Genomic DNA, 22,919 nt, shown 5'->3' with positions numbered 1-22,919 from the left:
ACGATTCGACTCGGATTCTGGTGGCGGGAACCGTTAGGCTGTTCCCCGCCAGCCGCCTTAGCTCAGCTGGTAGAGCTCCCGCCTTGTAAGCGGAAGGTCGTCGGTTCGAACCCGACAGGCGGCTCCAGAGGCCCGGGATCCCAAGGATTCCGGGCCTTCCCGCTTCCGTTACATGGTCCCGACCGAACGGAAACCCCGCTGCTGGCCCGTGCTTGACGGAGCGGCGTGTTAGCGCTCACAATCTGGGCTAGCCGATGATGCCTTGCTTACCGGGCAGCGTGCTTCGTCGGAGTTTGGATGAGGCGCGCTGCGCCCCTTTTGGGGTGTTAGCGCTCACTTTTTCTCACGTATGCGCCCGGGCATGCGTCGCGGAGCGCCCTCTCTCAGGTGAACCGTTCGGCTCTTGGTCAAGGAGGATCATGTCTGCCCTTTCTCGTTCTGAATCGATCGCGCCGCCGCAGCGGCGACCTCGCTGGTTGAAGCGGCTTGTCGCCGCCACCGTGGCGGCACTACTGGCTGGTGGTGGCCTCTTCGCGGTCACCGAGACGGCCGCGGCCGCCACGGTCGACCCCACGGCCTGGTACGTGCTGCTGAACCGCAACAGTGGCAAGGCCATGGACGTCAGTGGCGTGTCCACCGCCGACGGTGCCCTGATCCACCAGTGGACCCGCACCAACGCCAACAACCAGCAGTTCCAGTTCGTGGACGCCGGCGGCGGCTACTACAAGATCAAGGCGCGGCACTCGGGCAAGCTGATCGACGTGTCCGACTGGTCGACAGTCGACGGTGCCGCCATCCACCAGTGGACCGACACCGGCGGCGCCAACCAGCAGTTCCGGCTGGCCGACTCCGACGGCGGCTACGTCCGGTTGATCAACCGCAACAGCAACAAGGCGGTCGAGGTCCAGAACGCGGCGACCAACGACGGCGCAGGCGTCGTGCAGTACAGCGACTGGGGCGGCAGCAACCAGCAGTGGCAGCTCGTCCGCGTCGACGGCGGGAGCGGCGCGTGCACCCTTCCGTCGACGTACCGCTGGACATCGACCGCCCCGCTGGCGCAGCCGAAGGCGGGGTGGGCCTCGCTCAAGGACTTCACCAACGTCGTCTACAACGGCAAGCACGTCGTCTATGCCACGACGCACGGCGCGTTGCCCTATCCCGACGGCAACTGGGGACTGATGACCTTCAGCCCCTTCACGAACTGGTCCGACATGGCCACTGCCACCCAGAACACGATTCCCTTCGATGGCATCGCGCCGACGCTGTTCTACTTCGCCCCGAAGAACATCTGGGTGCTCGCCTACAACGGGGGCGGGCAGGGCACCTTCTCCTACCGCACCTCGAGCGACCCGACCAACCCCAACGGCTGGTCCGCGCAGCAGGTGCTGTCCACCGCGACCCTTCCCCCCACGGACGACGGGCGACCCCGAGGCGGCCTCGACGTGACCCTCATCGGCGACGACACGAACATGTACATGTTCTTCGTAGACGACGAAGGCAGTGTCTACCGGGCCAGCATGCCTATCGGGAACTTCCCGAGCAGCTTCGGTTCGTCGTACACGGAGATCCTGAGGGACACGCCGCTCAACCTGTTCGAGGCGGTTGAGGTCTACAAGGTCCAGGGTCAGAACCAGTACCTCATGATGGTCGAGGCACAGAACTACACAGGGTTCGGTCGCTACTTCCGCGCGTTCACGGCCACCAGCCTCGGCGGCACGTGGACGCCGCAGGCCGGGGCCGACACCGTGAACAACCCCTTCGCCGGCAGTGCCAACAGCGGCGCGACCTGGACCAGGGACATCAGCCACGGCGATCTGGTTCGCACCAACCCCGACCAGACCAAGACCATCGACCCCTGCAACCTGCAGTTCCTGTACCAAGGGCGCGACCCCAACACCGACGGCGGGGAGTACGGGACGCTGCCCTATCGGCCGGGGGTGCTGACCCTGCAGCGCTAGTGGCGTGCACTCCCGGATCGAGACCCGGCGGTTACCCGCTGACAACGTCCGTTCGGTAAGCGGAAGGTCGTCGGTTCGAACCCGACAGGCGGCTCCACGCGTGACCGCAGGCCAGCACCCCGTCCGGGTGCTGGCCTGCCGTGTTTCCGGGCTGTCGGCGGCGAACATCTCGCCCCTCTGCGGGGTTTCCCACCCGGGTGAACCCGCGCCTCGTGGGCGCCGAGAGAGTCAACCATGGAGAGACGGCCGCGCAACGGCGTGCGGCCGGATCAAGCCCGAAGGGATGGGACCCATGAAGCGATCAATGATGATCTCGGCGGCCGCAGCAGGGGCGGCAATGCTGCTTGCCGCGCCCGCGGTCGCCGCACCAGCGGTGTTCGTGGAGCACTGGACCGAGCACGACGAGTTCCTCGCGCAGGAGCGGTTCAGCACACCGGAAGAGGAGTGGTGCCCGCAGGTCGATTTCCCGGTGTGGGTCGAAGATGACGGCTCCGGGACGTTCCGCCTGCTCAGCCACGGCGACTCGCCGCTCTACGGGGCGAGCACCTTCAACCGCGAGGGCTCGTTCACGAACCTCGACACCGGTCAGGCCTACTCGTTCACCTCTCACGGTCAGGACAAGGACTCGCTCGTCACCGACCTGGGCGGCGGCCTGCTCTCGATCGAGGCGCAGACCACGCAAGCAACGACCTGGTACGGCCCCGACGGCAAGAAGCTGTTCCTCGACGCCGGGCGTCTGACGTTCACGGTCGTGATCGACACGAAGGGGACCCCGACGGACGAGGACGACGAGGAGGTCGGCTTCGAGTTCGGCGGCACCACCGGGATCTTCCAGACCACCGGCCGGGACTTCTGCGACGACCTCGTCGAGTTCATCGGCTGAACGTGGACCCGGGGCTCGTTGTCACACGCGGGGCCACGACTGCGGCGTCGGCCATTTCGCGGAGCGGCCGTCGCCGCTGGAGGTGCCCGTCAGGCGGCGCTTGACCCACGGGCCCACGTGCTGCCGCATCCAGGCCGCGTTGGCGCGTGCGGCGTCGCGGAAGGCGGCGGGCGGAGCGGCGTCCAGCGGGGTGTCGTAGGCGGCGTCGTCCGGCTCGAGACCGAGGGCCACCAGGGCGGCGTTCGCCACCCGCTGGTGCCCCTCGGGGGTGAGGTGGATGCGGTCGTCGGACCAGAGGCGCAGGTCGGCCAGGGACCGCATGCCCCACAGGTCCAGCACGCGCGCGCCGTGGCGGCGAGCGATGGACCAGACGTTCGCGTTGAAGATGCCCACGCGGCCGTTGGTCCAGCTCAGGGCGGCGCCCGCCTTGAAGCCGGTGCCCATCAGGACGTCGGCGCCGGTGGCGCGGAGCGCGGCGACTGCGTCCTCCAGCGCGGCCGAGATCGCGTCGATGTCGGCCGAGGCGCGCAGGATGTCGTTCCCGCCCCCGACCAGCGAGACGAGGTCCGGCTGGGCGCCGACGGTGACGTCCAGCTGCTCCTCGATGATCGGGCGCAGCTTGCGGCCGCGGATCGCGAGGTTCGCGTACTCGAGCGGCGCCTCGTCGGCCGCGATGCGGCGCGCCGAGAGCGCGGCCGCGAGATTGTCGGCCCAGCCGCGCTGGACGTCCGGGGCGTCGGGGTACGGGTCCCACAGGCCCTCCGAGAAGGAGTCGCCCATGGCGATGTACCGCGCCCAGCGGACGGGAACGGTCATCGGGAGGTCGGTGGTGTGGCCTTCCGGGTCTGAGGATGTCGTGGCGCTCACGGCGCTCATTCTCGCGCGTGTACCGGGGAGTCTGCCGGTTCGGGGGTGTGACGGGCAGCACAAACTGGCAGTGTCGGTGGCTACCGGTAACCTCCTGGACGTGGAGACCACAGTGAACCCGACACCCCCTGTCGACACCGCCGCCGCGTCCGGCCCTCCGCCGTTGTCGCAGGTCATCGCACCGGACTGGGCAGAGGCGCTCGCCGACATCGAGCCACGCATCCATGCGATGGGTGACTTCCTGCGCACGGAGGTCGCCGAGGGGCGCACCTACGTCCCCGCGGGCGAGAACGTGCTCGCGGCGTTCAAGCGCCCGCTCGCGGACGTGCGGGTGCTCATCGTGGGCCAGGACCCGTATCCGACGCCGGGCCACGCCATGGGCCTGTCTTTCTCCGTCCAGCCGGACGTGCGCCCCGTGCCGCGGTCGCTGGCCAACATCTACCAGGAGCTGCAGGACGACCTCGGCGCCCCGCTCCCGTCGAACGGCGACCTGCGCCCCTGGGCCGACCAGGGGGTCATGCTGCTGAACAGGACGCTCACCTGCCGGCCCGGCTCCTCCGACTCCCACGCGGGCAAGGGCTGGGAAGAGGTCACCGAGGCGGCGATCCGTGCGCTGGTGGCGCGGGGCGGGCCGCTCGTGGCGATCCTGTGGGGCGCGAAGGCGCGCAACCTGAAGCCGTGGCTCGGCAACGTCCCGATCGTCGAGAGCGCGCACCCGTCGCCGCTGTCGGCGCGCAACGGGTTCTTCGGCTCGCGGCCGTTCTCCCGGGCGAACGCGCTGCTCGAGCAGCAGGGCGCGCAGCCGGTCGACTGGCGCCTTCCGTAGGGCGGTTCCGCGGGTTTCCGGGCGTCGTGGGGCGGGTCGACGTGTTGACACTGTGAAAGGGCAAGGATTGTGAAAGTGCAAGGCCGAATGGCAGGCAGGCGCTTCGGGCACGCGGTGACCCGATGAGCGAGATGCTGGTTTCGGGCGCCGACACCCCGGTCGCCGCGGGGGCCGAGAGCAAGCTCTCCGACCGTGACCGGGAGATTCTCGCGTTCGAGCGCAGGTGGTGGAAGTATGCGGGCGCCAAAGAGGAAGCAGCACGGGAACTGTTCGATCTGACGGCCACGCGTTATTACCAGGTTTTGAGTTCGCTGATCGACTCCCCGGCAGCCCTCGAGCACGACCCGATGCTGGTCACGCGCCTGCGCAGAGTCCGATCGGCCCGCCAGCGAGGACGTTCCGCACGCCGGTTGGCGGATGAGAACCACTGACCGGGCACCGATCCGTCACAACGACCCGCTACTCTCTCTGCCGTGACGAAGAGTGGCTACCCCTACCCGCCCGACGAGTTCGACGTCGCTGTCCCCGGGGGCGCACCTGTGGGTGTGCACCGTGCGCCGCGAAGCGGTTGGAGCTCGGCCTGGCCGTTCCTGTTGGTCGCCGTCGTGTGCGCCGCTGTGGCGTGGGGCGGCATCACGCTGTTGTCCGGGGGTGACGATCCGGCAGAGGCGTCGGGTAACGGTTCACCGTCCGCATCGGCGTCGGCTCCCGCGTCGCCCAGCGCATCCCCGAGCCCGTCGCCCTCCACCTCAACCTCCTCGTCGACGCCGACGGGGGTGGCAGGGGACCCGACCAAGGCCGACCTGACCGCGGGGGTCCAGGTCCTGAACTCGGGCGGGCCTACCGGGGCGGCGAAGACGGCGGCCGCGACGATCGTGGGAGCGGGCTTTGACGTGGCCAAGGTGATTGCTGATGACGACACCGCGGGTCTGGGCGAGGGGTACACCGAGACCACCGTGCTGTACGGCGCGGAACGGGCGGACACCGCCGCGGCTGTCGCCCAGGCGATCGGCGCGACCAACGCCATCGAATCCGCGGACGTCACGGCATCGGCATACGCGGTCATCGTCCTGATCAAGTAGCCGCGCAGCCGCCTCAACCCGTACCACTAGGTTGATATAGGTGTGCTTGGGCCTCGTCGCAGCCCTCTGACCTGCGCGTTCGCCGACCGCTTAATGCCCCATACCGGACATAGAGGGTTCCCTGGTGTGAGCCGGACCACTAGGCTCGAACCACCACGGGTCGACCGAGTGTCCCGTGCAGAGGTACAAGGAGAACTACGCATGGCCCAGGGCACCGTCAAGTGGTTCAACGCCGAGAAGGGGTATGGCTTTATTACCCCGACTGCCGGCGGCCAGGACCTTTTTGTTCACTACAGTGCGATCCAGTCCGATGGCTACCGGTCCCTCGATGAGGGTCAGGAAGTCGAATACGAGGTGGGGCAGGGACAGAAGGGTCCGCAGGCAGAGCAGGTTCGTCCACTCTGATCCGATGGGACGACGGGCGGGAAGGGCCCGCCCGTCGCCCGCCGCCCCCCAGGACTGCCGGGACCCAGACCCCGGCGTCCGATCTGGATGGTCGACGACGACCGCTGTCGCACCGTGTCGGACGATGACGCCCGAGGCTGACGAGCAGCCGCCCCGTACCGCGGCTGCTCGTTCTGATCTCTGACCCGCCCGTTTCCCCTTCGGGCGGGTCTCCTGGCGGGACGACCCGCCGTCGGCTGCGCGGCGCAGGACCGTGCGACGCGAGACCGTGATTCGATGGGGGAATGACCCTGCTCGACGCGGTGGTGGTGGGCTCCGGGCCGAACGGCCTGGCGGCCGCGGTGACGCTCGCTCGCGCCGGGCTCGGCGTCCGGGTCCTCGAGGCCCAGCCGACGATCGGCGGCGGCGCACGCACAGTCGCGATCCCCGAGCTCGCCGGCGACATGCTCTTCGACCTCTGCTCCGCCGTGCACCCGATGGCCTGGGCGTCGCCGTTCTTCCGGGCCTTCGACCTCCCCGCGCACGGCGTCGAGCTGGTCGCTCCGGACATCGCCTACGCCCAGCCGCTCGACGGCGACCGCGCGGGCCTCGCCTTCCGCGACCTGGCCCGGACCGCCGACCGGCTTGGGCCCGACGGCGCCGCGTGGCGCGACCTGCTCGGCCCTCTCGCGGCCGACTGGCGGCAGGTCACGGCACTCGCCATGGGGGACAAGCGGACCCCGCGCGGCATGGTGGAAGGCGCGGGGAGGCCCGGCGAGCACGCGGGGACGGCGTCGAGCATGCTCTCGATGATCCGGCCCGGGCTGCGGTTCGGCAGTGCCCTCCTGGAGCAGGGCGGCGTGCGCTGGGACCGGCGGTTCCTCACCGCTGAGGCAAAGGCGCTGCTCACCGGGGTTGCGGCACACAACATCACGCCGCTCCCGTCGCTCGCGGGCGCGGGTACCGCGCTGCTCCTCGCGGCGCTCGCGCACGCCGACGGCGGCTGGGCGATCCCCGTCGGCGGCTCCCAGGCCATCATCGGCGCCCTGGTCCGCGACCTGGAGGCGCACGGGGGCACCGTCGAGGCCGGCCGCAGGGTCAGGAGCTGGTCGGACCTTCCGCCCGCCCGCGCGGTCCTCTTCGACACCACGCCCGCCACCCTGCTCCGGATCGCGGGGGACCGGGTCGGTCCGGTCCGCCGCGCGGCCCTGCGCCGGTTCCGGCACGGGAACGCGGCGGCCAAGGTCGACTTCGTGCTGTCGGGTCCGGTGCCGTGGGGGGTGCCCGACGTCGGGCGCGCCTCGACCGTGCACGTCGGCGGGACGCGCGCCGAGATGGTGATCGCCGAGGACACCGTCGCGCACGGGCTGCACGCCGAGCGCCCGGTCGTCCTGGTCAGCGACCCGAGCGTCGCGGACCCGAGCCGGATGCGCGGGCGGAACCGGCCGCTGTGGGCTTACGCACACGTCCCGGCCGGCTCGACGGAGGACGTCACCGGGGCGGTCACCCGGCAGATCGAACGGTTCGCGCCCGGCTTCCGCGACGTCGTCGTCGGCTCGCGGTGCATCCCCGCGGCGCAGATGGAGCGGCACAACGAGAACTATCCCGGGGGCGACATCTCGGCGGGCGCGGCCACCATGTGGCAGATGCTCGCGCGCCCCACGCTCGCGCCGGACCCGTACCAGGTCGCCGAGGGTGTGTACCTCTGCTCGGCGTCGACCCCGCCCGGTCCGGGCGTGCACGGCATGGGCGGCTGGCACGCCGCCCGCCGGGCGCTGCTGCGGGAGTTCGACGTGCGGCACACGCCCGGTCTGGCGCCGGGGTAGGCCCGCGTCGCGTTTCGCCCGCGGTGTACGCGCCTTGCACTCTCAAGGTCCGAGTGCCAATAATGTCTTAGCACTCTCCGTTCGAGAGTGACAGCAGGGTCGAATGGTGAGGCCTCCTGTCGCGGCGAGACATGATCGCCGAGGCGGAGGCCGTCCGTCGCGGGCACCGGCCGGCCTGGACAAGCCACCAGCGGAGGATTCATCCCCATGGCCAAGATCATCGCTTTCGACGAGGAAGCTCGTCGAAGCATGGAGCGCGGGCTCAACCAGCTCGCTGACACGGTGAAGGTCACGCTCGGCCCGAAGGGCCGCAACGTCGTTCTGGACAAGAAGTGGGGCGCCCCCACGATCACGAACGACGGCGTCTCCATCGCCAAGGAGATCGAGCTCGACGAGCCGTTCGAGAAGATCGGTGCGGAGCTCGTCAAGGAGGTCGCCAAGAAGACTGACGACGTCGCGGGTGACGGCACCACCACCGCCACCGTGCTCGCCCAGGCGCTCGTGAAGGAGGGCCTGCGTGTCGTTGCCGCCGGCGCCAACCCGATTGCCATCAAGCGCGGCATCGAGAAGGCCGTCGAGGCGGTCACCGAGCAGCTGCTGAACGCTGCCAAGGAGATCGAGACCAAGGAAGAGATCGCTGCCACGGCCGCCATCTCGGCCGGTGACCCGGCGATCGGCGAGCTCATCGCCGAGGCCCTTGACAAGGTGGGCAAGGAAGGTGTCATCACCGTCGAGGAGTCGAACACCTTCGGCCTCGAGCTCGAGCTCACCGAGGGTATGCGCTTCGACAAGGGCTTCCTCGCCCGCTACTTCGAGACGGACCCCGAGCGCCAGGAGGCCGTGCTCGAGGACCCGTACGTCCTGATCGTCGAGTCGAAGATCTCGAGCGTCAAGGACATGCTGCCGCTGCTCGACCAGGTCATGAAGTCGGGCAAGTCGCTCCTGATCATCGCCGAGGACGTCGAGGGCGAGGCCCTGGCGACCCTGGTGCTGAACAAGATCCGTGGCACCTTCAAGTCCGTCGCCGTCAAGGCTCCGGGCTTCGGCGACCGCCGCAAGGCGATGCTGCAGGACATCGCGATCCTCACCGGCGGCCAGGTCATCACCGAGACGGTGGGCCTCAAGCTGGAGAACGCGACGCTCGAGGAGCTCGGCCAGGCGCGCAAGGTCGTCGTCACCAAGGACGAGACCACGATCGTCGAGGGTGCCGGCGACGCCGACCTCATCGCCGGTCGCGTGAACCAGATCCGCAGCGAGATCGAGAAGTCGGACTCCGACTACGACCGCGAGAAGCTCCAGGAGCGCCTCGCCAAGCTGGCCGGCGGCGTGGCCGTCATCAAGGCCGGCGCGGCCACCGAGGTGGAGCTCAAGGAGCGCAAGCACCGCATCGAGGACGCCGTTCGCAACGCGAAGGCTGCCGTCGAGGAGGGCATCGTCGCCGGTGGTGGCGTCGCCCTCATCCAGGCCGGTGCCGTCGCGTTCGCCAAGCTCGAGCTCGATGGTGACGAGGCGATCGGTGCCCAGATCGTGCGTGCCGCGATCGACGCCCCGCTCAAGCAGATCGCCATCAACGCCGGCCTCGAGGGCGGCGTCGTGGCGGAGAAGGTGCGCAACCTCCCCTCCGGTCACGGCCTGAACGCCGCGACCGGTGTGTACGAGGACCTGCTCGCCGCGGGCGTGAACGACCCGGTCAAGGTGACCCGTTCTGCCCTGCAGAACGCAGCCTCGATCGCGGCGCTGTTCCTCACCACCGAGGCCGTCGTCGCCGACAAGCCGGAGCCCGTTGGCGCCCCGGCCGGCGACCCGTCCGGTGGCATGGGCGGCATGGACTTCTGAGTCCGGCCTGACCCGCCCAGGGCTTCGGCCCCAGGCACCTGTCCGACGCCGGTCGGTCACCTTCCGTACGGAGGGCGACCGGCCGGCGTCGGCCATTTTGGTTGTGGGCGTGATCGTTGCGACTTCCCGTCCGTTATGGGCGCAACGATCACGCCCACAACGCTCAGGCGAACATGCGGGCGGTTGCCGCCTCCGCTTCCGCGTAGGTGCGGGCCGCGGCCGCCAGGGCGGCCTGGATGGTGTCCAGGGCGCCCTCCACCTGCGCCTGTGCGCCGCGCCACTGCGCGACCGTGCCGCCGAACGCCGCGGCGGCCGGCCCCTGCCATGTCGCCTGCAGCGCGTCGAGGTTGCGCATGAGCGCCCCCACCTCCGTGCGTACCGTCGCCACCGAGCCCGCCACTGCCGCGCTCGCCTGCTCCACCTGGTCGCTGTCGACCTCGAACCGCATGGGTCATCACCTCCCGCGCGCCGGCCCGTCCGGCGTCGTCCACCCGACCGTAGGGAGGCGCGGCCCGACGGCGGGGCGTGCCCGGGGCTCTCTGTGCACAGGCGCGCGAAAGCCGGGGGTGTGGTCGTGCTCGAACCGGTGCGGGGCCGTGCGGAGGGGCTGGTTCAGACGGAGCCGAGCTTCGCCTGCTCCTTGCGCAGCCGGTGCAGCTCCATGTCGAGGTTCTGCCGCGCGGGCTCCTCCCACGCGGCGCCCATCGGGCTGAGGAACAACGACTTGCGGGCGAGCAGGCGCTCGAGGACCCGGATCCGGGCCTTGAGGTACACGTCCGTCGGGATGTGCGCGTACTCGGCGCGGATCGCCGACTTGTACTCCTTGTAGCGCTGGGGCTCGGCGGCGAGCATCGCGAGGTCGGCGTCGTTCAGCACCGCCGCGTCGAAGTCCGTCGGGTCCGGCGCGTGCCGCACTATGGCGTTGACCAGGTCGGCGACCCGGGCCGCCGCGCGCGGAGGCACGCCCAGGCCGGTCAGCTCCTCGCGGGCCAGGTCCGCGGAGGCCGTGGACTGCTCGCCGCCCTCCGAGGCGTCCGCCAGCTTGCGCTCCGCGTTGAACACCGCCCCGTGGTACCAGGCCGCGAGGCGCACCACGTCGGGCTCGTGCGTCTCCTCAGCGAGCTGGTCCACGCGGTGCAGGACGGCGGCCAGGTGGCGCACGTTGTGGAAGTGCCGGTGCTCGTCGGCCCAGCGGTCGAGGAGAGCCTGACCGACCTGCTCGATTACCCCGGTGTCCGCCGTGGCTCCCGCGCCCACCGCACTGCGGACGAAAGATTTCAGGAACCACTGCGGCGCGTCAGACGTCAGCACGCCCATGTGAATTCTGCCTAACGGTTGAGGTCGGTCACTGCACTGCCAGCCTATTACCGAATGCGTCAGTGGCCGCTACCACCATCTTGGATGCTGGTCACCCGTGTCAGAGGGGGAGGGTGACCCTGACCGTGAGGCCGCCGCTCTGAGTGGCCGCGACCTCGACGTGCCCGCCGTGCGTGCCGACGATCGCCGCGACGATCGCCATCCCGAGCCCCGAGCCACCGGACTCGCGCGTCCGCGACGAGTCCGCGCGGTAGAACCGCTCGAAGATCCGCCGGCCCTGCTCCTCGGTGAGGCCCGGGCCGTGGTCGCGCACCTCCAGCACGGCGACGCCGTCGTCCTTCCGGACGCCGAGCGCGATCTCGGCGGGCGTGCTGGCGGGCGTGTGCCGCGCGACGTTGCCGATGAGGTTGGTGACGACCTGCCGCAGGCGGTCGCCGTCGCCCTCCACGACCAGCGTGTCGGGTACCTGCCCGTCGGGGCCGTCGGAGTCGGCGTCGAGCGGCACCACCGACACCTCGCGCGTCGGGTCCAGCGCGTGCAGGTCCTGGACGGAGTCGCGCGCAAGGGCGACGAGGTCGACGTCCTCCTGGGCGACGGGCCGGCCCTCGTCGAGCCGGGCGAGCACCAGCAGGTCGTTGACGAGCGCGCCCATGCGGCGTGCGGCGTCCTCGATGCGGACCATCGTGTCGTCGACCTTGTCCGCGGTGTCCAGGGCGCCCATCCGGTACAGCTCGCCGTAGCCGCGGATGGTCGCGACCGGCGTGCGCAGCTCGTGCGAGGCGTCCGAGACGAACTGCCGCATCCGCACCTCCGACGCCTCCTGCGCGGCGAAGGCCTGCTCGATCTGCGTCAGCATCGCGTTGAGCGACAGCGCGAGCGAGCCCATCTCCGTGCCCGGCGGGGCCTCGGGGACGCGCAGCGTGAGGTCGCCAGCCGCGATCTGCGCGGCCGTGTGCTCCACGGACCGCAGCGACCGCAGCGACCGCTCGACCAGGACCCATGCCGTGAGCCCGCCCAGCAGCACGATGCCGAGGCCCGACATGATCAGGGTGCGGGTCAGGATGGAGACCGTCCGGTCCATGCCGACCAGAGGCAGCGCGACGTAGACGACCGCGCGCTCGCCCGACGGCTGGAGCGTCCCGACCAGGGTGATGACCCGCCAGCTCTCGTTGCCCGCAGCATCGGTCGCCGCGGGTGCTGTGAACGGATTGCCGCCCTTCGCGGCTTCTTCGTACGTGACCGTCGGCAGGTCGGGCTTGCCGAAGCGCGCTACCGCCCAGTTGCCGAGAGTCCTGACCGTGCCCTCCTCGCCAACTGCCTCGACGTAGTAGTTGCTGGGCAGCCCCTGCTGGGATGCCTGCAGCACCTCACTGGGGTTCAGGGCGGTGCTGTGCAGCTCGTCGTCCACCTGCCCGACGAGGAAGTTCGACACGACCGTGGTCGTCGCGACTGCCGCGATCCCCAGCCCCGCCGCGAGCAGCAGCGAGATGATCGCGACGAGCCGGGCGCGCAGCGGGATGCCGGACAGGCGCTCCTTGGTCCGTTCAAGCACGGGCGGGCTGCGGGGCGCGCAGCAGGTACCCCACGCCGCGCTTCGTGTGGATCAGGGGCGGCAGGGTCTCGCCATCGATCTCCAGCGTGTCGATCTTGCGCCGGAGGTAGGAGATGTAGGACTCGACGATGTTCGCGTCGCCGCCCCAGTCGTACTGCCAGACGTGGTCCAGGATCTGCGCCTTGGACAGGACGCGGCCCGAGTTGAGCATGAGGTAGCGCAGCAGCTTGAACTCGGTGGGGGACAGGTCCACCTCGACGCCGGCGCGGCGCACCTCGTGCGAGTCCTCGTCCATCTCCAGGTCGCCCACGTGCAGCACCGCCTCCTCCTCCGGGGCTGGCACGCCCGTGCGGCGCAGCACCGCGCGGATCCGCGCCACGACCTCCTCGAGGCTGAAGGGCTTGGTCACGTAGTCGTCGCCGCCCACGGTGAGGCCCTGCACCTTGTCCTGCGTGTCGTCCTTCGCGGTGAGGAAGACGACGGGGGTGTGCCGGCCGGTCGCGCGCATGCGGCGTGTCACGGTGAAGCCGTCCATGTCGGGGAGCATGACGTCGAGCACCACGAGGTCGGGCTCGACGTCCCGGACGAGCTGGAGGGCGCCGTTGCCGTCCGCGGCCGCATGTACCTCGAAACCCGCGAAGCGCAGGGAGGTGGACAGGAGCTCACGGATGTTCGGTTCGTCGTCGACGACGACGAGACGCGCCTCAGGAGTAGCCATGCTTCAAGTGTGCGACCGCTTCCTGAACGCTGCCTGAGTTTCGCCCGGGAAATTGCCAGGGCCCCCGTAGAGCATCACCCGGCCTGCCACCTGGCACGCCGCTAGGCTGTCCTGCATGTCAGCACCGTTCCCGCAGGAGCCTGGGCAGACGCCCCGGCGCACGTATCTCATCGTCGACGGTGAGAACATCGACGCCACGCTCGGCATGAACGTGCTGAACCGCCGTCCCGCACCCGAGGAGCGTCCCCGCTGGGACCGCATCTCCGCGTTCGCGGAGAAGGTGTGGTCGCAGAGCGTCGTGCCGCTGTTCTTCCTGAACGCGACGTCCGGCCAGATGCCCATGCCGTTCGTGCAGGCGCTGCTCGCCATGGGCTACAAGCCCATCCCGCTGGCCGCGCAGGGCTCGGAGAAGGTCGTCGACGTCGGTATCCAGCGCACCCTCGACGCGCTGATGGACCGCCCCGGCGACGTGCTGCTCGCGAGCCACGACGGCGACTTCCTGCCGCAGATCGAGGCGCTGCTCGACGACGACGACCGCCGCGTCGGCCTGCTGGGCTTCCGGGAGTTCGTCAACGCCCGGTTCACGGAGCTGGAGCAGCGCGGCCTGGTCATGTACGACCTGGAGGCCGACGCCGACGCCTTCACGACCATGCTGCCGCGCGTCCGGATCATCCCGATCGAGGAGTTCGACCCGCTGCGCTACCTGTAGCCAGACGGGTGCTGGTGATGCCGAAGTAGAGCGCCTGTCCGAATCTCCCTCGGTGACACGAGGGAGATTCGGACAGGCGCTCTACTTCGGCATCACCAGCACGCGGCCCGTCAGTCCTGGTTCAGCGTGATCGTGCCCTCGTAGGCCTCGCGGGTGCCTTGGGGCTGGGTCGGGCGGGCGTTGCCCTCGTAGGCCCCCTTCAGGACCGCGATCTGCTCCGCCGACAGCTCTATGGGCTCGTGGTAGATGACCCAGTCAACGCCCTCGGTGCACGGCGGCGTCGTGAGGCTGCCCGCGTACTCCTCGAACGTCGGGTCCGCCGGCAGCATCGCGGCGACGTCGATCGGCAGCTCGTCCGAGCCCGGCTCGGCCGCGCCGTCGACGAACGGCTGCCAGGCCTTGTTGTCGACGCCGCCCCCCTGAGCGAGCACGCCCAGGACGAGCACCTTCCCACTCTCGGTCGTGTGGACGAAGTGGAACTCGGCATCCAGCGCCTTGCCCTCGACGGTGTGCTCCGACGGCATGTGGAAGTGCACCTGGTCGAGGCCGAACTCGTTGCCCTTCCACTCGATCTCGGACGCGTCGCCGTCGGGTACGAGCTGGATGGTGTGGCCGGTGTCGACCGACTCGCCGACGGTGCGCGACGACGTGATCCTCGGGTGCCCCGTCACCTTCTGGCCGGCGTGGTCGGGCAGGTCGATGGGCGACTGCGCGTCGCCGTCCTCGCACGCGGCGAAGTCGGCGGCGAGCTCACCCCACTCGTCCGGGCCCTCCTCACCCTCGTACGACCAGTGCACCTCGCCCGCGGCGGGAGGCGGCGGGGCCTCGGACGCCGCGCCGTCGGCGGCGGAGCCCGGCGCGCAGGACGCGAGCAGCGGGGCGAGGAGCAGGACGACGGGCAGAGCGAGCTTCTTCATGTGTGGCTACCTCTCGTGGGGAGCATCCGGCTCCCCGTGGGTGAAAAGACCGGCGGGTCAAACTACCGATCTCCCGGCCCCTTCGTGACCACACGAGCGTCCGCGTGAGACGCGCTACCGGGCCGGCGTCGGCCACCAGGTGCGGATCGTGCCCAGCTTCCGGATCGCGCCGGGGCGCCCGCCGCCGAACCCGCCCCCGCCGAACCCGCCGCCGATGCGCGCCGCGGTGGCGCGCCTGCTGCGAGAGCGCACGAGGCTCGGGTCGAGCAGGATGCCGCCGAGCATCATGCCGCCGGTGATCGGCCCGTTCGCATCGGTCCCGGGAGTCCCGGCGGTCGCGTCGGGCTCGACGTCGTCGGACGCCGCGGCGGCCATCACGACGACGTCCGCGTCGGCGCGGGCGAGCCGGGCGGCCTCCTGCACGAGCGCGCTCGCGCGCTGGGCCTCGCCGACCGCCGCCGCGGGATCGGTCGGCTGGAGGGACCGGGCGGCGTCGGCCAGGCGGACCGCCTCGGCGAGCCGCGTGCGCGCCGTCGCGCCGATGGCCCCGCGCCGCGTGGCGACGAAGTCGGCGGTCTGGCGGAGCTGCTGGTCGACGCGGCCGAGGGTGTCGCGCAGCAGCGCGGAGGCCCGGGCCTTCACCTCGGTGGTGTCGCGGGTGGACGCCAGGGCGACGTCGAGCGAGGCCTCGGCCGCCGCGATGCGCTGCAGACCGGCGAGCGGGCTGCCGCCGTCGCGCGTCATCTCGACGTGCTTGAGCGAGGCCTGGGCCGCGGTCCGCGCGAGCGTGACGCGGAAGTCGCCCTCGACCGACCTGGCCGAAGCCACGTCCTGGGTGAGCGACGCTATCGCCTTGTCGAGCCGGCCGGCGGCCTCCTCGAGGTGGGCGGCGGTGGCGTCCACGGCGTCGAGCAGCATGACCGCTTGGCCGAGCGCGTTCTGCGCGCCCCGGGCGTGCGCGACGGCGACGGCCTTCTGGCCCGCCTCCAGGGCCGACCGCCCGGCGGCCACCGTCTGCTTGGCGTTGTCGAGCAGCAGCTCGGCCTGCTCCGGGTTGCCCGACACCATCGCGAGCGTGTCCGCCGGGTACGTCTCGCCGAGCCGCTCCAGCGTGGCGCGCGCCGTGGTCACCCGGCCGGCGACCTCCGGTTCGCGGGCGACGACGTCGGCCAGCACCTCGGGCGCGCGCTGCTGCAGGCGGCGCAGGTCGTCGAACGCGCGGGTGCGCGCGTCGAGCGTGTCGGCAGCGCTCTCGCACAGCTCGACGACGCGGGTCAGGCGCGTACGGCGTTCGATGTCCTCCGGCTCGACGGCGGCGGGTCGCGCCTCGGCAGCGCCGGCTTCGTCAGCGCCGGCTTCGTCGGCCCGAGCGCCGTCGGCCCGAGCCTTGTCCGCCTGCGCCCCGTTCGCCTGCGCGGCGGCGTCCAGCGCCTGCCGGATCGCGAACGCCCGCCGGACGTCGCCCGCGGCGCGCGCCAGGATCAGCTCGAAATCCCGCGTCGCGTCGGCGCCGAGCTCCGCGCGGGCGAAGCCGAGCTCCTGGTCGCAGGTCTTGAGCGCGTCGTCGATGCCGACCAGCGCCGCGGCGGCGCGCTCGTCGAGCTCGGTGAGGGAGAGGTGGGCGAGCTCGTCCGCCGTCGGGCCGCCGGATGCCGGGGCGCGGTGCGCGAACCGGACGAGGCGCGGCCGGAGCCGCGGCGCGGCGAGGCGCCACAGGACGAAGCCGAGGGCGGCGAGAACCAGGACGCCGACCGCGACCACGCCGGCCACCAGGAGCGGGCTGGGCCCGCTGGGGGCCGATTCGTGGACGGCGTCGGCGGCGTCGGTCGCGGCTGGGACCCACCGCTCCTCCTCGACCGCGGCGGCGACGGCGTCGTCGATCCGGCCGAGCTGCGCGTCGGTGAGGGCGACGTTGCTGTCGGCGGACAGGCCGAACTCGTGGTCGGCCGTGGCGATGGCCAGCAGCAGGTCGTCCGCGCCGAGCCCGGACTGGTTGGCGCTCGCGTTGGCCCAGTCCACGGGCTCGGTGCCGTCGAAGCTCTCGATGTACACGACGAACATGCGCAGGTCGGAGTCGTCGCCGAGCCGGTCGACGGCGTCCCGGACCTCCTGGCGCTCGGCATCGCTGAGCACGCCCGCGCCGTCCGTCACGGGGTCGGTGAGCGTGATCGGCGGCGAAGCGGGGAGCACGTCCGACATGAGCTCCGCCTGCATGGCCGCCGTCAGGCGCGGCGACACGGACGGCATCGGCTCGGACGGCGCGCCGACGGTGGCGCTCGCGGCCTGGGAGGTGGCCGCCAGGACCACGCCGACGAGGCCCGCGAATGCTGCGACGGCCCATCCCCCGGACGCGGAGGAGCAGGGATCGTGATGATGCTCGTCTCTTGCTGGGGACTCGATCACGTCCCTGATCGTCACCCCGGGTTCAGCACACCGCAATCGGAGAGCGCGGCGTTGCGGATATGCAACGAATCCTCAGGTGAACGCCCAGCGTGAAGGGCATTTTCACGGCGTCGGGGAGCCGGCCGGGGACTCGTCCAGGTCCTCGGCATCCACGATGCGGTACGCGTACCCCTGCTCGGCCAGGAACCGCTGCCGGTGGGCGGCGAAGTCCTGGTCCACGGTGTCCCGCGCGACCACCGCGTAGAAGTGCGCGGTGCGCCCGTCGGCCTTGGGCCGCATGATGCGCCCGAGGCGCTGCGCCTCCTCCTGCCGTGACCCGAAGGACCCCGACACCTGGATCGCCACCGATGCCTCCGGCAGGTCCACCGAGTAGTTGGCGACCTTGCTCACCACGAGCCGGGAGATCTCGCCCTCGCGGAACGCGCCGAACAGCCGCTGCCGCTCCTTGTTGGTGGTCGCCCCGGTGATGATCGGCGCGCCGAGGTGCTCGGCCAGCTCCTCGAGCTGGTCGAGGTACTGCCCGATGACGAGCACCTGGTCGTCCGGGTGGCGCGCCACGATCTGCTCCACCACCTTCTTCTTGCCCGACGCCGACGCGGCGAGCCGGTACTTGTCCTCCAGCTCGGCCGTCGCGTACGTCATGCGCTCGCTCTCCGGGAGCGTGAGCCGCACCTCCACGCAGTCGGCGGGCGCGATGTAGCCCTGCGCCTCGATGTCCTTCCACGGCGCGTCGAACCGCTTGGGCCCGATCAGGCTGAACACCTCGTCCTCGCGGCCGTCCTCGCGCACCAGCGTGGCGGTCAGGCCGAGGCGGCGGCGCGCCTGCAGGTCCGCCGTCATGCGGAAGACCGGGGCCGGCAGCAGGTGCACCTCGTCGTACAGGACGAGGCCCCAGTCGCGGGCGTCGAGCAGCTCGAGGTGCGTGTAGACGCCCTTCCGCTTGGTGGTCAGCACCTGGTAGGTGGCGATGGTGACCGGCTTGATCTCCTTGCGGGCGCCGGAGTACTCGCCGATCTCGTCCTCGGTGAGGCTCGTGCGCCGCACCAGCTCGTCGCGCCACTGGCGCGCGCTCACGGTGTTGGTGACCAGGATCAGCGTCGTCGTGCCCGACTTCGCCATCGCGCCCGCGCCCACGATCGTCTTGCCCGCGCCGCAGGGCAGCACCACGACGCCCGACCCGCCGTGCCAGAACCCGTCCACGGCCTGCGCCTGGTAGGGCCGCATCTCCCAGGTCGACGCCTTCTCGTGGGGCGTGCGCGGCTCGGTGGTGTGGTTCAGCTCGATCGGGTGCTTCTCGCCGTCGACGTAGCCCGCGAGGTCCTCGGCCGGCCAGCCGAGCTTGACCAGGACCTGCTTGAGGTGACCGCGCTCGGAGGGGTGCACCGCCACCGTGGACTCGTCGAGGCGCTCGCCGACCAGGCCCGCGGTGCGCCGCGACTTGAGCACCTCCGCGAGGACTGCCCGGTCGGTGGTGCGCAGCACGAGGCCGTGGGCCGGGTCCTGCACGAGCTGCAGGCGCCCGTAGCGGGCCATCGTCTCGGCGACGTCGACCAGCAGCGCGTGCGGCACCGGGTAGCGGCTGAACTCGATGAGCGTGTTCACGACCTGCTCCGCGTCGTGGCCGGCCGCGCGCGCGTTCCACAGGCCCAGCGCCGTCAGGCGGTAGGTGTGCACGTGCTCGGGCGCGCGCTCCAGCTCGGCGAAGGGCGCGATGGAGCGGCGCGCCTTCTCGGCGCTCGGGTGGTCGACCTCCAGCAGCAGCGTCTTGTCGCTCTGCACGATCAACGGGCCGTCGGGCATGGAGTCTCCCTCAGTCTTGCTCTACAGCGGTTCACGGCGTGGGGCTCACGGCGTGGCTGACGTCGGCAGGACCGACGCGATGCGGTGGACGGCGATCGTCAGCTCGGCCTCCCGGTTGGGGTCGAGTGCGCGAAGGCGTCCACCGTCGAGGTTCAGGGGTTTGAGCTCGCGGCGCTCCAGGCGGCCGGTGTGCCCGGCCACCTCGACGATCACCGTGGAGCCGTCGCGGAGCGCGTCGCGCAGCAGTGCCAACCCATCGGCGGGGTGCTGTGTTCCCGCGTCCTCGTCGAGGGCCTCCGCGCCGGAACCGGAGCCGGTGTCGGCAGCGTCGGCGGCGTCGGTGGTGTCGTCCGCGGACGCCGCGGTGCGGGCGGGTGCGCGCTCCGGCGTCGGCGGTCCCGAGGTGACGGCCGGAGTGCCAGGCAGCTGCTCGACCGCCGTGATCCCGGCGCGGGGCACGCTGCCCACCACCCGGTAGCCGCGCAGCGGGATGCCGCCGCCGGACGTCGACACCGACCGCGCCACCTCCGCGGCGTCGGCCCGCGCGCGGGCACCGGCGCGCGCCGCCGCCTCGACGGCGCGCAGCTCGGCGACCAGCGTCTCGGGATCGGGGGTCCGGCTGGCGACGTCGGACGCCGAACCCATCCGGATGGCCGCCGCGGACCGGGGCGCGGGAACGGCGCGGCCCGTCACGCCCCGGCGGGCGACGAGCACGCGCCCGTCCGGGCCCTCGAGGGCCGAGACCAGGCCGCGGTTGCGCAGCGCTTCGTGCAGGGCGGCCGGGGGGACGGACGCCGCGAGCACGGTGGGCGCGAGCCGTACCAGGCCCAGCCCGGCCAGCGACGGGTCGTGCTCCAGGCCGGCCAGCACCGTCGCGTCGGCAGCCCGCAGGTACGCCGACGCCGAACCCACCCGCACCGCGCCGTGCCGCCGGGCGGTGTCGCGGACCAGGTACTCCAGGGGCTGCGGCACCGGCACGGGGGAGCGGCGAGCCAGCTCCTCGAGCATGCCGTCAGCGGTCTCGCCCTGGTCGAGCGCCCGGGTGACGGACGCCGGGCTGAACCGCACGGTCGTCGCGGCGCCCCGCGACTCGACGTCCGTCGACCGCTCCAGCAGCCGCGCGAGCTCGCGCGACGGGCGGCCCGGGACGATGCCCGTGAGATCGCCCTGGAGCAGGATCTCGTCCACCTCGTGCGGCAGCACCGCCCGCAGCGCCGCGGCCGGATCGCCCGGCGACCCGTCAGACGTACGGGTCACCCGGGTGACCCGTACGTCTGACACGTCGGGTGGGGCGGCCAGGAGGGCGCGGCCCGGCGTGGACAGCGCGCCCGCGCCCGTCACGCCCAGCCACTCGGCCTCTGCCAGCAGGCCCTCGACCGCGCTCGCGGGCGGCACGGAACGGGGCGTGTGCCAGGTCAGCACCTCGACGACCGCGTCGGGCGTCGGGGCGAGGACCGTTTCACCGGCCGGTTCGGCCGCCAGCACACCGAGCACCCCGTTGCGCAGGCGCGGCACCCACGGCCGCTGCAGGTCCGGCGACAGCGGCGCGCGGAGCGCCCCCTTGTCGTCCCGGGAGCCCACCAGCCACGGCGCGCGGCGGGAGACCAGCCAGGCCTCGACGAGCCGCGCCCAGCGGGCGGCGTCGTCCAGGTCGTCCCAGTCGGTCACGGTCGGCACGTACGACGGCGGCGCGTCGCCGTCGTCCCGCACGAGGCCGGCCAGGGCGGCCATCTCGACGACGAACGCCGTCGCGCGCTCGTCCGCCTCCAGCTGGGTGGCCACCCGGCGCAGGTCGCGCACGCCCAGGCCGCCCGACCGCAGCACCGACGGCGGGTTCTCGTCCCAGGACTGCCGCAGGAGCCGCACCCGCCGGACCAGCTCGAGCGCCGCGCTCGCGGCCTCGGCGTCGGCCGTGGCGGTGTGCACGCTGCGGCCCTGCGGTTCCGGCGGCCGGGTGCGCGGCTCGCGGTGGGTGTGCCCGTCGCGGAGGGCCAGCCCGACCATGCGCGGCAGCACCACGTGCCGGGCGTCCGACCGGACCAGCAGGTGCTCGGTGACCAGCCAGTTCACCGCGTCGCGCGGCCGGGTGCCCGCAGCAGGCACGACGCCGACCGGCGGACCCCAGGCGAGCGCGTCCAGGATCGCGCGGGTACCCGGAGGCGACCCGGCGAGGAGCTTGTCGAGCGCCGCGGCGGTCTCGGCCCGGCCGGGCCCGGGGCCGAGCGCATGCCCGACCGCCTCGGGCAGCCCGTCCGGGACGGGGTCGAGATGCGGGCCCAGGCCCGCGGGGTTCGGGCCGAGCAGCTCGTCGAGCCCGGGTACCGTGCGCAGGTCGAGGGGCGCGTCCGGTGCGGTGTCGGGGCTGGTTTCCGCGCCGGCGTCCCAGAGCAGCGCCTGTTCGACGGCCCGGTCGATCGCCGCCTCGACGCGGGGCCGGTCCGCCGCGGACCCGCCCAGCGCCCAGGTGATCACCTCGGTGCTGAGCGGGCCGGGCAGGGGCGAGCTACCGGCGTCGGGCAGCGGGCGGAAGACCGGCTCGAGGGCGAGCACCGCCTCCAGGACCTGCAGGGTCAGGGCGTCCGCGCGCGCGAGGGCGCGCTCGAGGGAGGTGCGGCTGGAGGCGCGGGCCGCCAGCGAGCGGAGCGTCGAGGGAGAGGGAGCGGCGAGATCAGGACGGGCGCGCAGCAGTGCGGCGAGCGCGGTGTCCGAGCGCTGCCGGAGGTCGTCGGCGAAGTGCCGCGTGGCCGCCGCCGGCGCTGCGGGGAGCGAGGAGGCCATCCTGACGATGCTACGCGGGTTTCCTGGGCCGAAGTCCGGCCGTTCCACGCCCCGGTCCACGCCCCGGCCGCCGTCAGCCCTGCGCGGTGCGGCGGCAGACCTCCGCCCAGGGCGTCGGCGTGATGCCGAAGCGGGCGCGGGCGGCGGAGTCGTCCAGGACGTAGGGGCGCTCCCACTGGTAGATGATCTCGCGCATCTCCCGCATGAACGGGGAGACGAGGGCGGTCGCGCCCAGGGCGGCGCCGCGCAGCGAGGAGATCTTCACCGGCGGCTTGCCGGCGCTCGCCAGGACGTCCGTCAGGGCCTGCGCCTGGCTGACCGGTGCGTTGCTCGGGACGTGCCAGACCCGGCCGTGGGCGCCTGGGTCCTCGGCGGCCGCGACCAGCGTCCGGGCGGCGTCCGCGACGTCGGTGAAGGTGTGGGGCAGGTCGGTGCGGCCCATCATCGTCACGCGCTTGCCCCGCATCGCGTCGGGCACCAGGCGCGAGATGTGCCCGTTCCCGCCGACGCCGCGGCCCATGTAGTCGGAGCCGCGGACCTCGACGACGCGCAGGCGCCCGGCGTCGTGCGCGGCCTTGGCCTCTGCCCACATCCGGGCGCGCAGCAGGCCCTTGTGGTCCGTGGCGGCCTCGGGCAGCTCCTCCGAGAGGGGGACGTCGACGGGGCCGTACGGGTAGAGCGTGCCCGTGATCGCGTAGACGGCGCCGGAGCGCTCGGCGGCCGACAGCAGGGACGCGGCGAGCGGCGGCCAGACGCGCTCCCACTGGGTGTAGTCGGCCGGGTTGGCGCAGTTGTACAGGTAGTCGGCGCCCTCGGCGGCGCGGGCCAGGGCGTCGGCGTCGGCGGCGTCGAGGGCGAGGTGCTCGACTCCGTCGATCCCGGTGCTGCGGCCCGAGCGGCTCGCGACGCTGACGCGGGAGCCGCGCTCGGCGAGGAGGGCGGCGACGTGGCGGCCGATGGGACCGGCGCCGACGATGAGGTGGTGGTCAGCCATGATCGATGCTCCATTCTGAGAGCGGTGCTCTCGGTTGCGTGCCGTCAGCGTGGCACGAGCGGGTGCGCC

19 protein-coding genes and 1 tRNA gene are annotated in these 22,919 nt (G+C 72.0%); 10 read left to right on the top strand and 10 right to left on the bottom strand.

What is annotated here, in order from left to right; translation table 11 throughout:
* Nucleotides 1-51: 51 nt before the first annotated feature.
* The 3 genes from ACFT2C_RS15365 (at nucleotide 52) to ACFT2C_RS15355 (ending at nucleotide 2,841) form a co-directional block, all read left to right on the top strand.
* Nucleotides 52-127 (top strand) — tRNA-Thr (locus ACFT2C_RS15365).
* 292 nt (nucleotides 128-419) lie between these two features.
* Nucleotides 420-1,958 (top strand): non-reducing end alpha-L-arabinofuranosidase family hydrolase, encoded by a 1,539-nt coding sequence (locus tag ACFT2C_RS15360; protein WP_377207926.1) that lies wholly within the window; start codon nucleotides 420-422, stop codon nucleotides 1,956-1,958.
* Nucleotides 1,959-2,250: 292 nt separating this feature from the next.
* Nucleotides 2,251-2,841, top strand: a complete 591-nt coding sequence (locus ACFT2C_RS15355) for a hypothetical protein (RefSeq protein ID WP_377207925.1) — start codon at nucleotides 2,251-2,253, stop codon at nucleotides 2,839-2,841.
* Nucleotides 2,842-2,862: 21 nt separating this feature from the next.
* On the opposite strand, the gene ACFT2C_RS15350 is transcribed toward ACFT2C_RS15355, so the two are convergent.
* Nucleotides 2,863-3,621: an SGNH/GDSL hydrolase family protein gene (locus ACFT2C_RS15350; protein WP_377207933.1), complete on the bottom strand. Its 759-nt coding sequence runs from the start codon at nucleotides 3,619-3,621 to the stop codon at nucleotides 2,863-2,865.
* A 250-nt stretch (nucleotides 3,622-3,871) separates the two neighbouring features.
* On the opposite strand from ACFT2C_RS15350, the gene ACFT2C_RS15345 reads away from it, so the two are divergent.
* From ACFT2C_RS15345 to groL, 6 genes are all read left to right on the top strand, one after another.
* Nucleotides 3,872-4,534, top strand: a complete 663-nt coding sequence (locus ACFT2C_RS15345; protein ID WP_377207932.1) for a uracil-DNA glycosylase — start codon at nucleotides 3,872-3,874, stop codon at nucleotides 4,532-4,534.
* 122 nt (nucleotides 4,535-4,656) lie between these two features.
* Entirely contained in the window at nucleotides 4,657-4,965 is a 309-nt protein-coding gene (locus ACFT2C_RS15340) for a DUF3263 domain-containing protein (RefSeq protein WP_377207924.1), read from the top strand.
* 42 nt (nucleotides 4,966-5,007) lie between these two features.
* On the top strand, nucleotides 5,008-5,616 hold the full coding sequence (locus tag ACFT2C_RS15335) for a LytR C-terminal domain-containing protein (RefSeq protein WP_377207923.1): 609 nt from the start codon (nucleotides 5,008-5,010) through the stop codon (nucleotides 5,614-5,616).
* Nucleotides 5,617-5,817: 201 nt separating this feature from the next.
* The gene (locus ACFT2C_RS15330; RefSeq protein WP_036964095.1) at nucleotides 5,818-6,021 is read left to right on the top strand and encodes a cold-shock protein; all 204 of its coding nucleotides are present in this window, start codon (nucleotides 5,818-5,820) and stop codon (nucleotides 6,019-6,021) included.
* Nucleotides 6,022-6,305: 284 nt separating this feature from the next.
* On the top strand, nucleotides 6,306-7,826 hold the full coding sequence (locus ACFT2C_RS15325; RefSeq protein WP_377207922.1) for a phytoene desaturase family protein: 1,521 nt from the start codon (nucleotides 6,306-6,308) through the stop codon (nucleotides 7,824-7,826).
* A 207-nt stretch (nucleotides 7,827-8,033) separates the two neighbouring features.
* On the top strand, nucleotides 8,034-9,662 hold the full coding sequence (gene groL, locus ACFT2C_RS15320) for a chaperonin GroEL (protein ID WP_377207921.1): 1,629 nt from the start codon (nucleotides 8,034-8,036) through the stop codon (nucleotides 9,660-9,662).
* A 163-nt stretch (nucleotides 9,663-9,825) separates the two neighbouring features.
* On the opposite strand, the gene ACFT2C_RS15315 is transcribed toward groL, so the two are convergent.
* From ACFT2C_RS15315 to ACFT2C_RS15300, 4 genes are all read right to left on the bottom strand, one after another.
* On the bottom strand, nucleotides 9,826-10,110 hold the full coding sequence (locus tag ACFT2C_RS15315; protein WP_377207920.1) for a WXG100 family type VII secretion target: 285 nt from the start codon (nucleotides 10,108-10,110) through the stop codon (nucleotides 9,826-9,828).
* A 164-nt stretch (nucleotides 10,111-10,274) separates the two neighbouring features.
* Nucleotides 10,275-10,979, bottom strand: a complete 705-nt coding sequence (locus tag ACFT2C_RS15310) for a hypothetical protein (protein WP_377207919.1) — start codon at nucleotides 10,977-10,979, stop codon at nucleotides 10,275-10,277.
* A 100-nt stretch (nucleotides 10,980-11,079) separates the two neighbouring features.
* On the bottom strand, nucleotides 11,080-12,531 hold the full coding sequence (locus ACFT2C_RS15305) for a sensor histidine kinase (RefSeq protein ID WP_377207918.1): 1,452 nt from the start codon (nucleotides 12,529-12,531) through the stop codon (nucleotides 11,080-11,082).
* Nucleotides 12,524-13,249 (bottom strand): response regulator transcription factor, encoded by a 726-nt coding sequence (locus ACFT2C_RS15300; RefSeq protein WP_116676991.1) that lies wholly within the window; start codon nucleotides 13,247-13,249, stop codon nucleotides 12,524-12,526. The genes ACFT2C_RS15305 and ACFT2C_RS15300 overlap by 8 nt, the downstream gene beginning before the upstream one ends.
* Nucleotides 13,250-13,364: 115 nt before the next feature.
* On the opposite strand from ACFT2C_RS15300, the gene ACFT2C_RS15295 reads away from it, so the two are divergent.
* The gene (locus ACFT2C_RS15295; protein WP_377207917.1) at nucleotides 13,365-13,958 is read left to right on the top strand and encodes an NYN domain-containing protein; all 594 of its coding nucleotides are present in this window, start codon (nucleotides 13,365-13,367) and stop codon (nucleotides 13,956-13,958) included.
* 110 nt (nucleotides 13,959-14,068) lie between these two features.
* On the opposite strand, the gene ACFT2C_RS15290 is transcribed toward ACFT2C_RS15295, so the two are convergent.
* The 5 genes from ACFT2C_RS15290 to ACFT2C_RS15270 form a co-directional block, all read right to left on the bottom strand.
* Complete coding sequence (locus tag ACFT2C_RS15290) at nucleotides 14,069-14,875, bottom strand: carbonic anhydrase (RefSeq protein WP_377207916.1); 807 nt, start codon at nucleotides 14,873-14,875, stop codon at nucleotides 14,069-14,071.
* Nucleotides 14,876-14,989: 114 nt separating this feature from the next.
* The gene (locus ACFT2C_RS15285) at nucleotides 14,990-17,278 is read right to left on the bottom strand and encodes a TPM domain-containing protein (protein ID WP_377207915.1); all 2,289 of its coding nucleotides are present in this window, start codon (nucleotides 17,276-17,278) and stop codon (nucleotides 14,990-14,992) included.
* Nucleotides 17,279-17,380: 102 nt separating this feature from the next.
* On the bottom strand, nucleotides 17,381-19,078 hold the full coding sequence (locus tag ACFT2C_RS15280) for a DNA repair helicase XPB (RefSeq protein WP_377207914.1): 1,698 nt from the start codon (nucleotides 19,076-19,078) through the stop codon (nucleotides 17,381-17,383).
* A 45-nt stretch (nucleotides 19,079-19,123) separates the two neighbouring features.
* Nucleotides 19,124-21,856 (bottom strand): helicase-associated domain-containing protein, encoded by a 2,733-nt coding sequence (locus ACFT2C_RS15275; RefSeq protein ID WP_377207913.1) that lies wholly within the window; start codon nucleotides 21,854-21,856, stop codon nucleotides 19,124-19,126.
* A 73-nt stretch (nucleotides 21,857-21,929) separates the two neighbouring features.
* The gene (locus ACFT2C_RS15270; RefSeq protein ID WP_377207912.1) at nucleotides 21,930-22,850 is read right to left on the bottom strand and encodes an NAD-dependent epimerase/dehydratase family protein; all 921 of its coding nucleotides are present in this window, start codon (nucleotides 22,848-22,850) and stop codon (nucleotides 21,930-21,932) included.
* Nucleotides 22,851-22,919: the final 69 nt, after the last annotated feature.

The sequence above is a fragment of the Promicromonospora sp. NPDC057138 genome (assembly GCF_042670845.1).
Classification (GTDB): Bacteria; Actinomycetota; Actinomycetes; order Actinomycetales; family Cellulomonadaceae; genus Promicromonospora.
Note: the sequence above shows the minus strand (reverse complement) of the source record. Positions and strands in the feature narration are given on the sequence as shown.

What these genes read in the sequence shown, in the direction of transcription:
- ACFT2C_RS15325 (WP_377207922.1), top strand. Translation starts at nt 6,306, where the DNA reads ATGACCCTGCTCGACGCGGTGGTGGTGGGCTCCGGGCCGAACGGCCTG.
- ACFT2C_RS15355 (WP_377207925.1), top strand. Translation starts at nt 2,251, where the DNA reads ATGAAGCGATCAATGATGATCTCGGCGGCCGCAGCAGGGGCGGCAATG.
- ACFT2C_RS15295 (WP_377207917.1), top strand. Translation starts at nt 13,365, where the DNA reads ATGTCAGCACCGTTCCCGCAGGAGCCTGGGCAGACGCCCCGGCGCACG.
- ACFT2C_RS15315 (WP_377207920.1), bottom strand. Translation starts at nt 10,110, where the DNA reads ATGCGGTTCGAGGTCGACAGCGACCAGGTGGAGCAGGCGAGCGCGGCA.
- ACFT2C_RS15275 (WP_377207913.1), bottom strand. Translation starts at nt 21,856, where the DNA reads ATGGCCTCCTCGCTCCCCGCAGCGCCGGCGGCGGCCACGCGGCACTTC.
- ACFT2C_RS15340 (WP_377207924.1), top strand. Translation starts at nt 4,657, where the DNA reads ATGAGCGAGATGCTGGTTTCGGGCGCCGACACCCCGGTCGCCGCGGGG.
- ACFT2C_RS15270 (WP_377207912.1), bottom strand. Translation starts at nt 22,850, where the DNA reads ATGGCTGACCACCACCTCATCGTCGGCGCCGGTCCCATCGGCCGCCAC.
- ACFT2C_RS15290 (WP_377207916.1), bottom strand. Translation starts at nt 14,875, where the DNA reads ATGAAGAAGCTCGCTCTGCCCGTCGTCCTGCTCCTCGCCCCGCTGCTC.
- ACFT2C_RS15300 (WP_116676991.1), bottom strand. Translation starts at nt 13,249, where the DNA reads ATGGCTACTCCTGAGGCGCGTCTCGTCGTCGTCGACGACGAACCGAAC.
- ACFT2C_RS15330 (WP_036964095.1), top strand. Translation starts at nt 5,818, where the DNA reads ATGGCCCAGGGCACCGTCAAGTGGTTCAACGCCGAGAAGGGGTATGGC.
- ACFT2C_RS15360 (WP_377207926.1), top strand. Translation starts at nt 420, where the DNA reads ATGTCTGCCCTTTCTCGTTCTGAATCGATCGCGCCGCCGCAGCGGCGA.
- ACFT2C_RS15310 (WP_377207919.1), bottom strand. Translation starts at nt 10,979, where the DNA reads ATGGGCGTGCTGACGTCTGACGCGCCGCAGTGGTTCCTGAAATCTTTC.
- groL (WP_377207921.1), top strand. Translation starts at nt 8,034, where the DNA reads ATGGCCAAGATCATCGCTTTCGACGAGGAAGCTCGTCGAAGCATGGAG.
- ACFT2C_RS15280 (WP_377207914.1), bottom strand. Translation starts at nt 19,078, where the DNA reads ATGCCCGACGGCCCGTTGATCGTGCAGAGCGACAAGACGCTGCTGCTG.
- ACFT2C_RS15350 (WP_377207933.1), bottom strand. Translation starts at nt 3,621, where the DNA reads ATGGGCGACTCCTTCTCGGAGGGCCTGTGGGACCCGTACCCCGACGCC.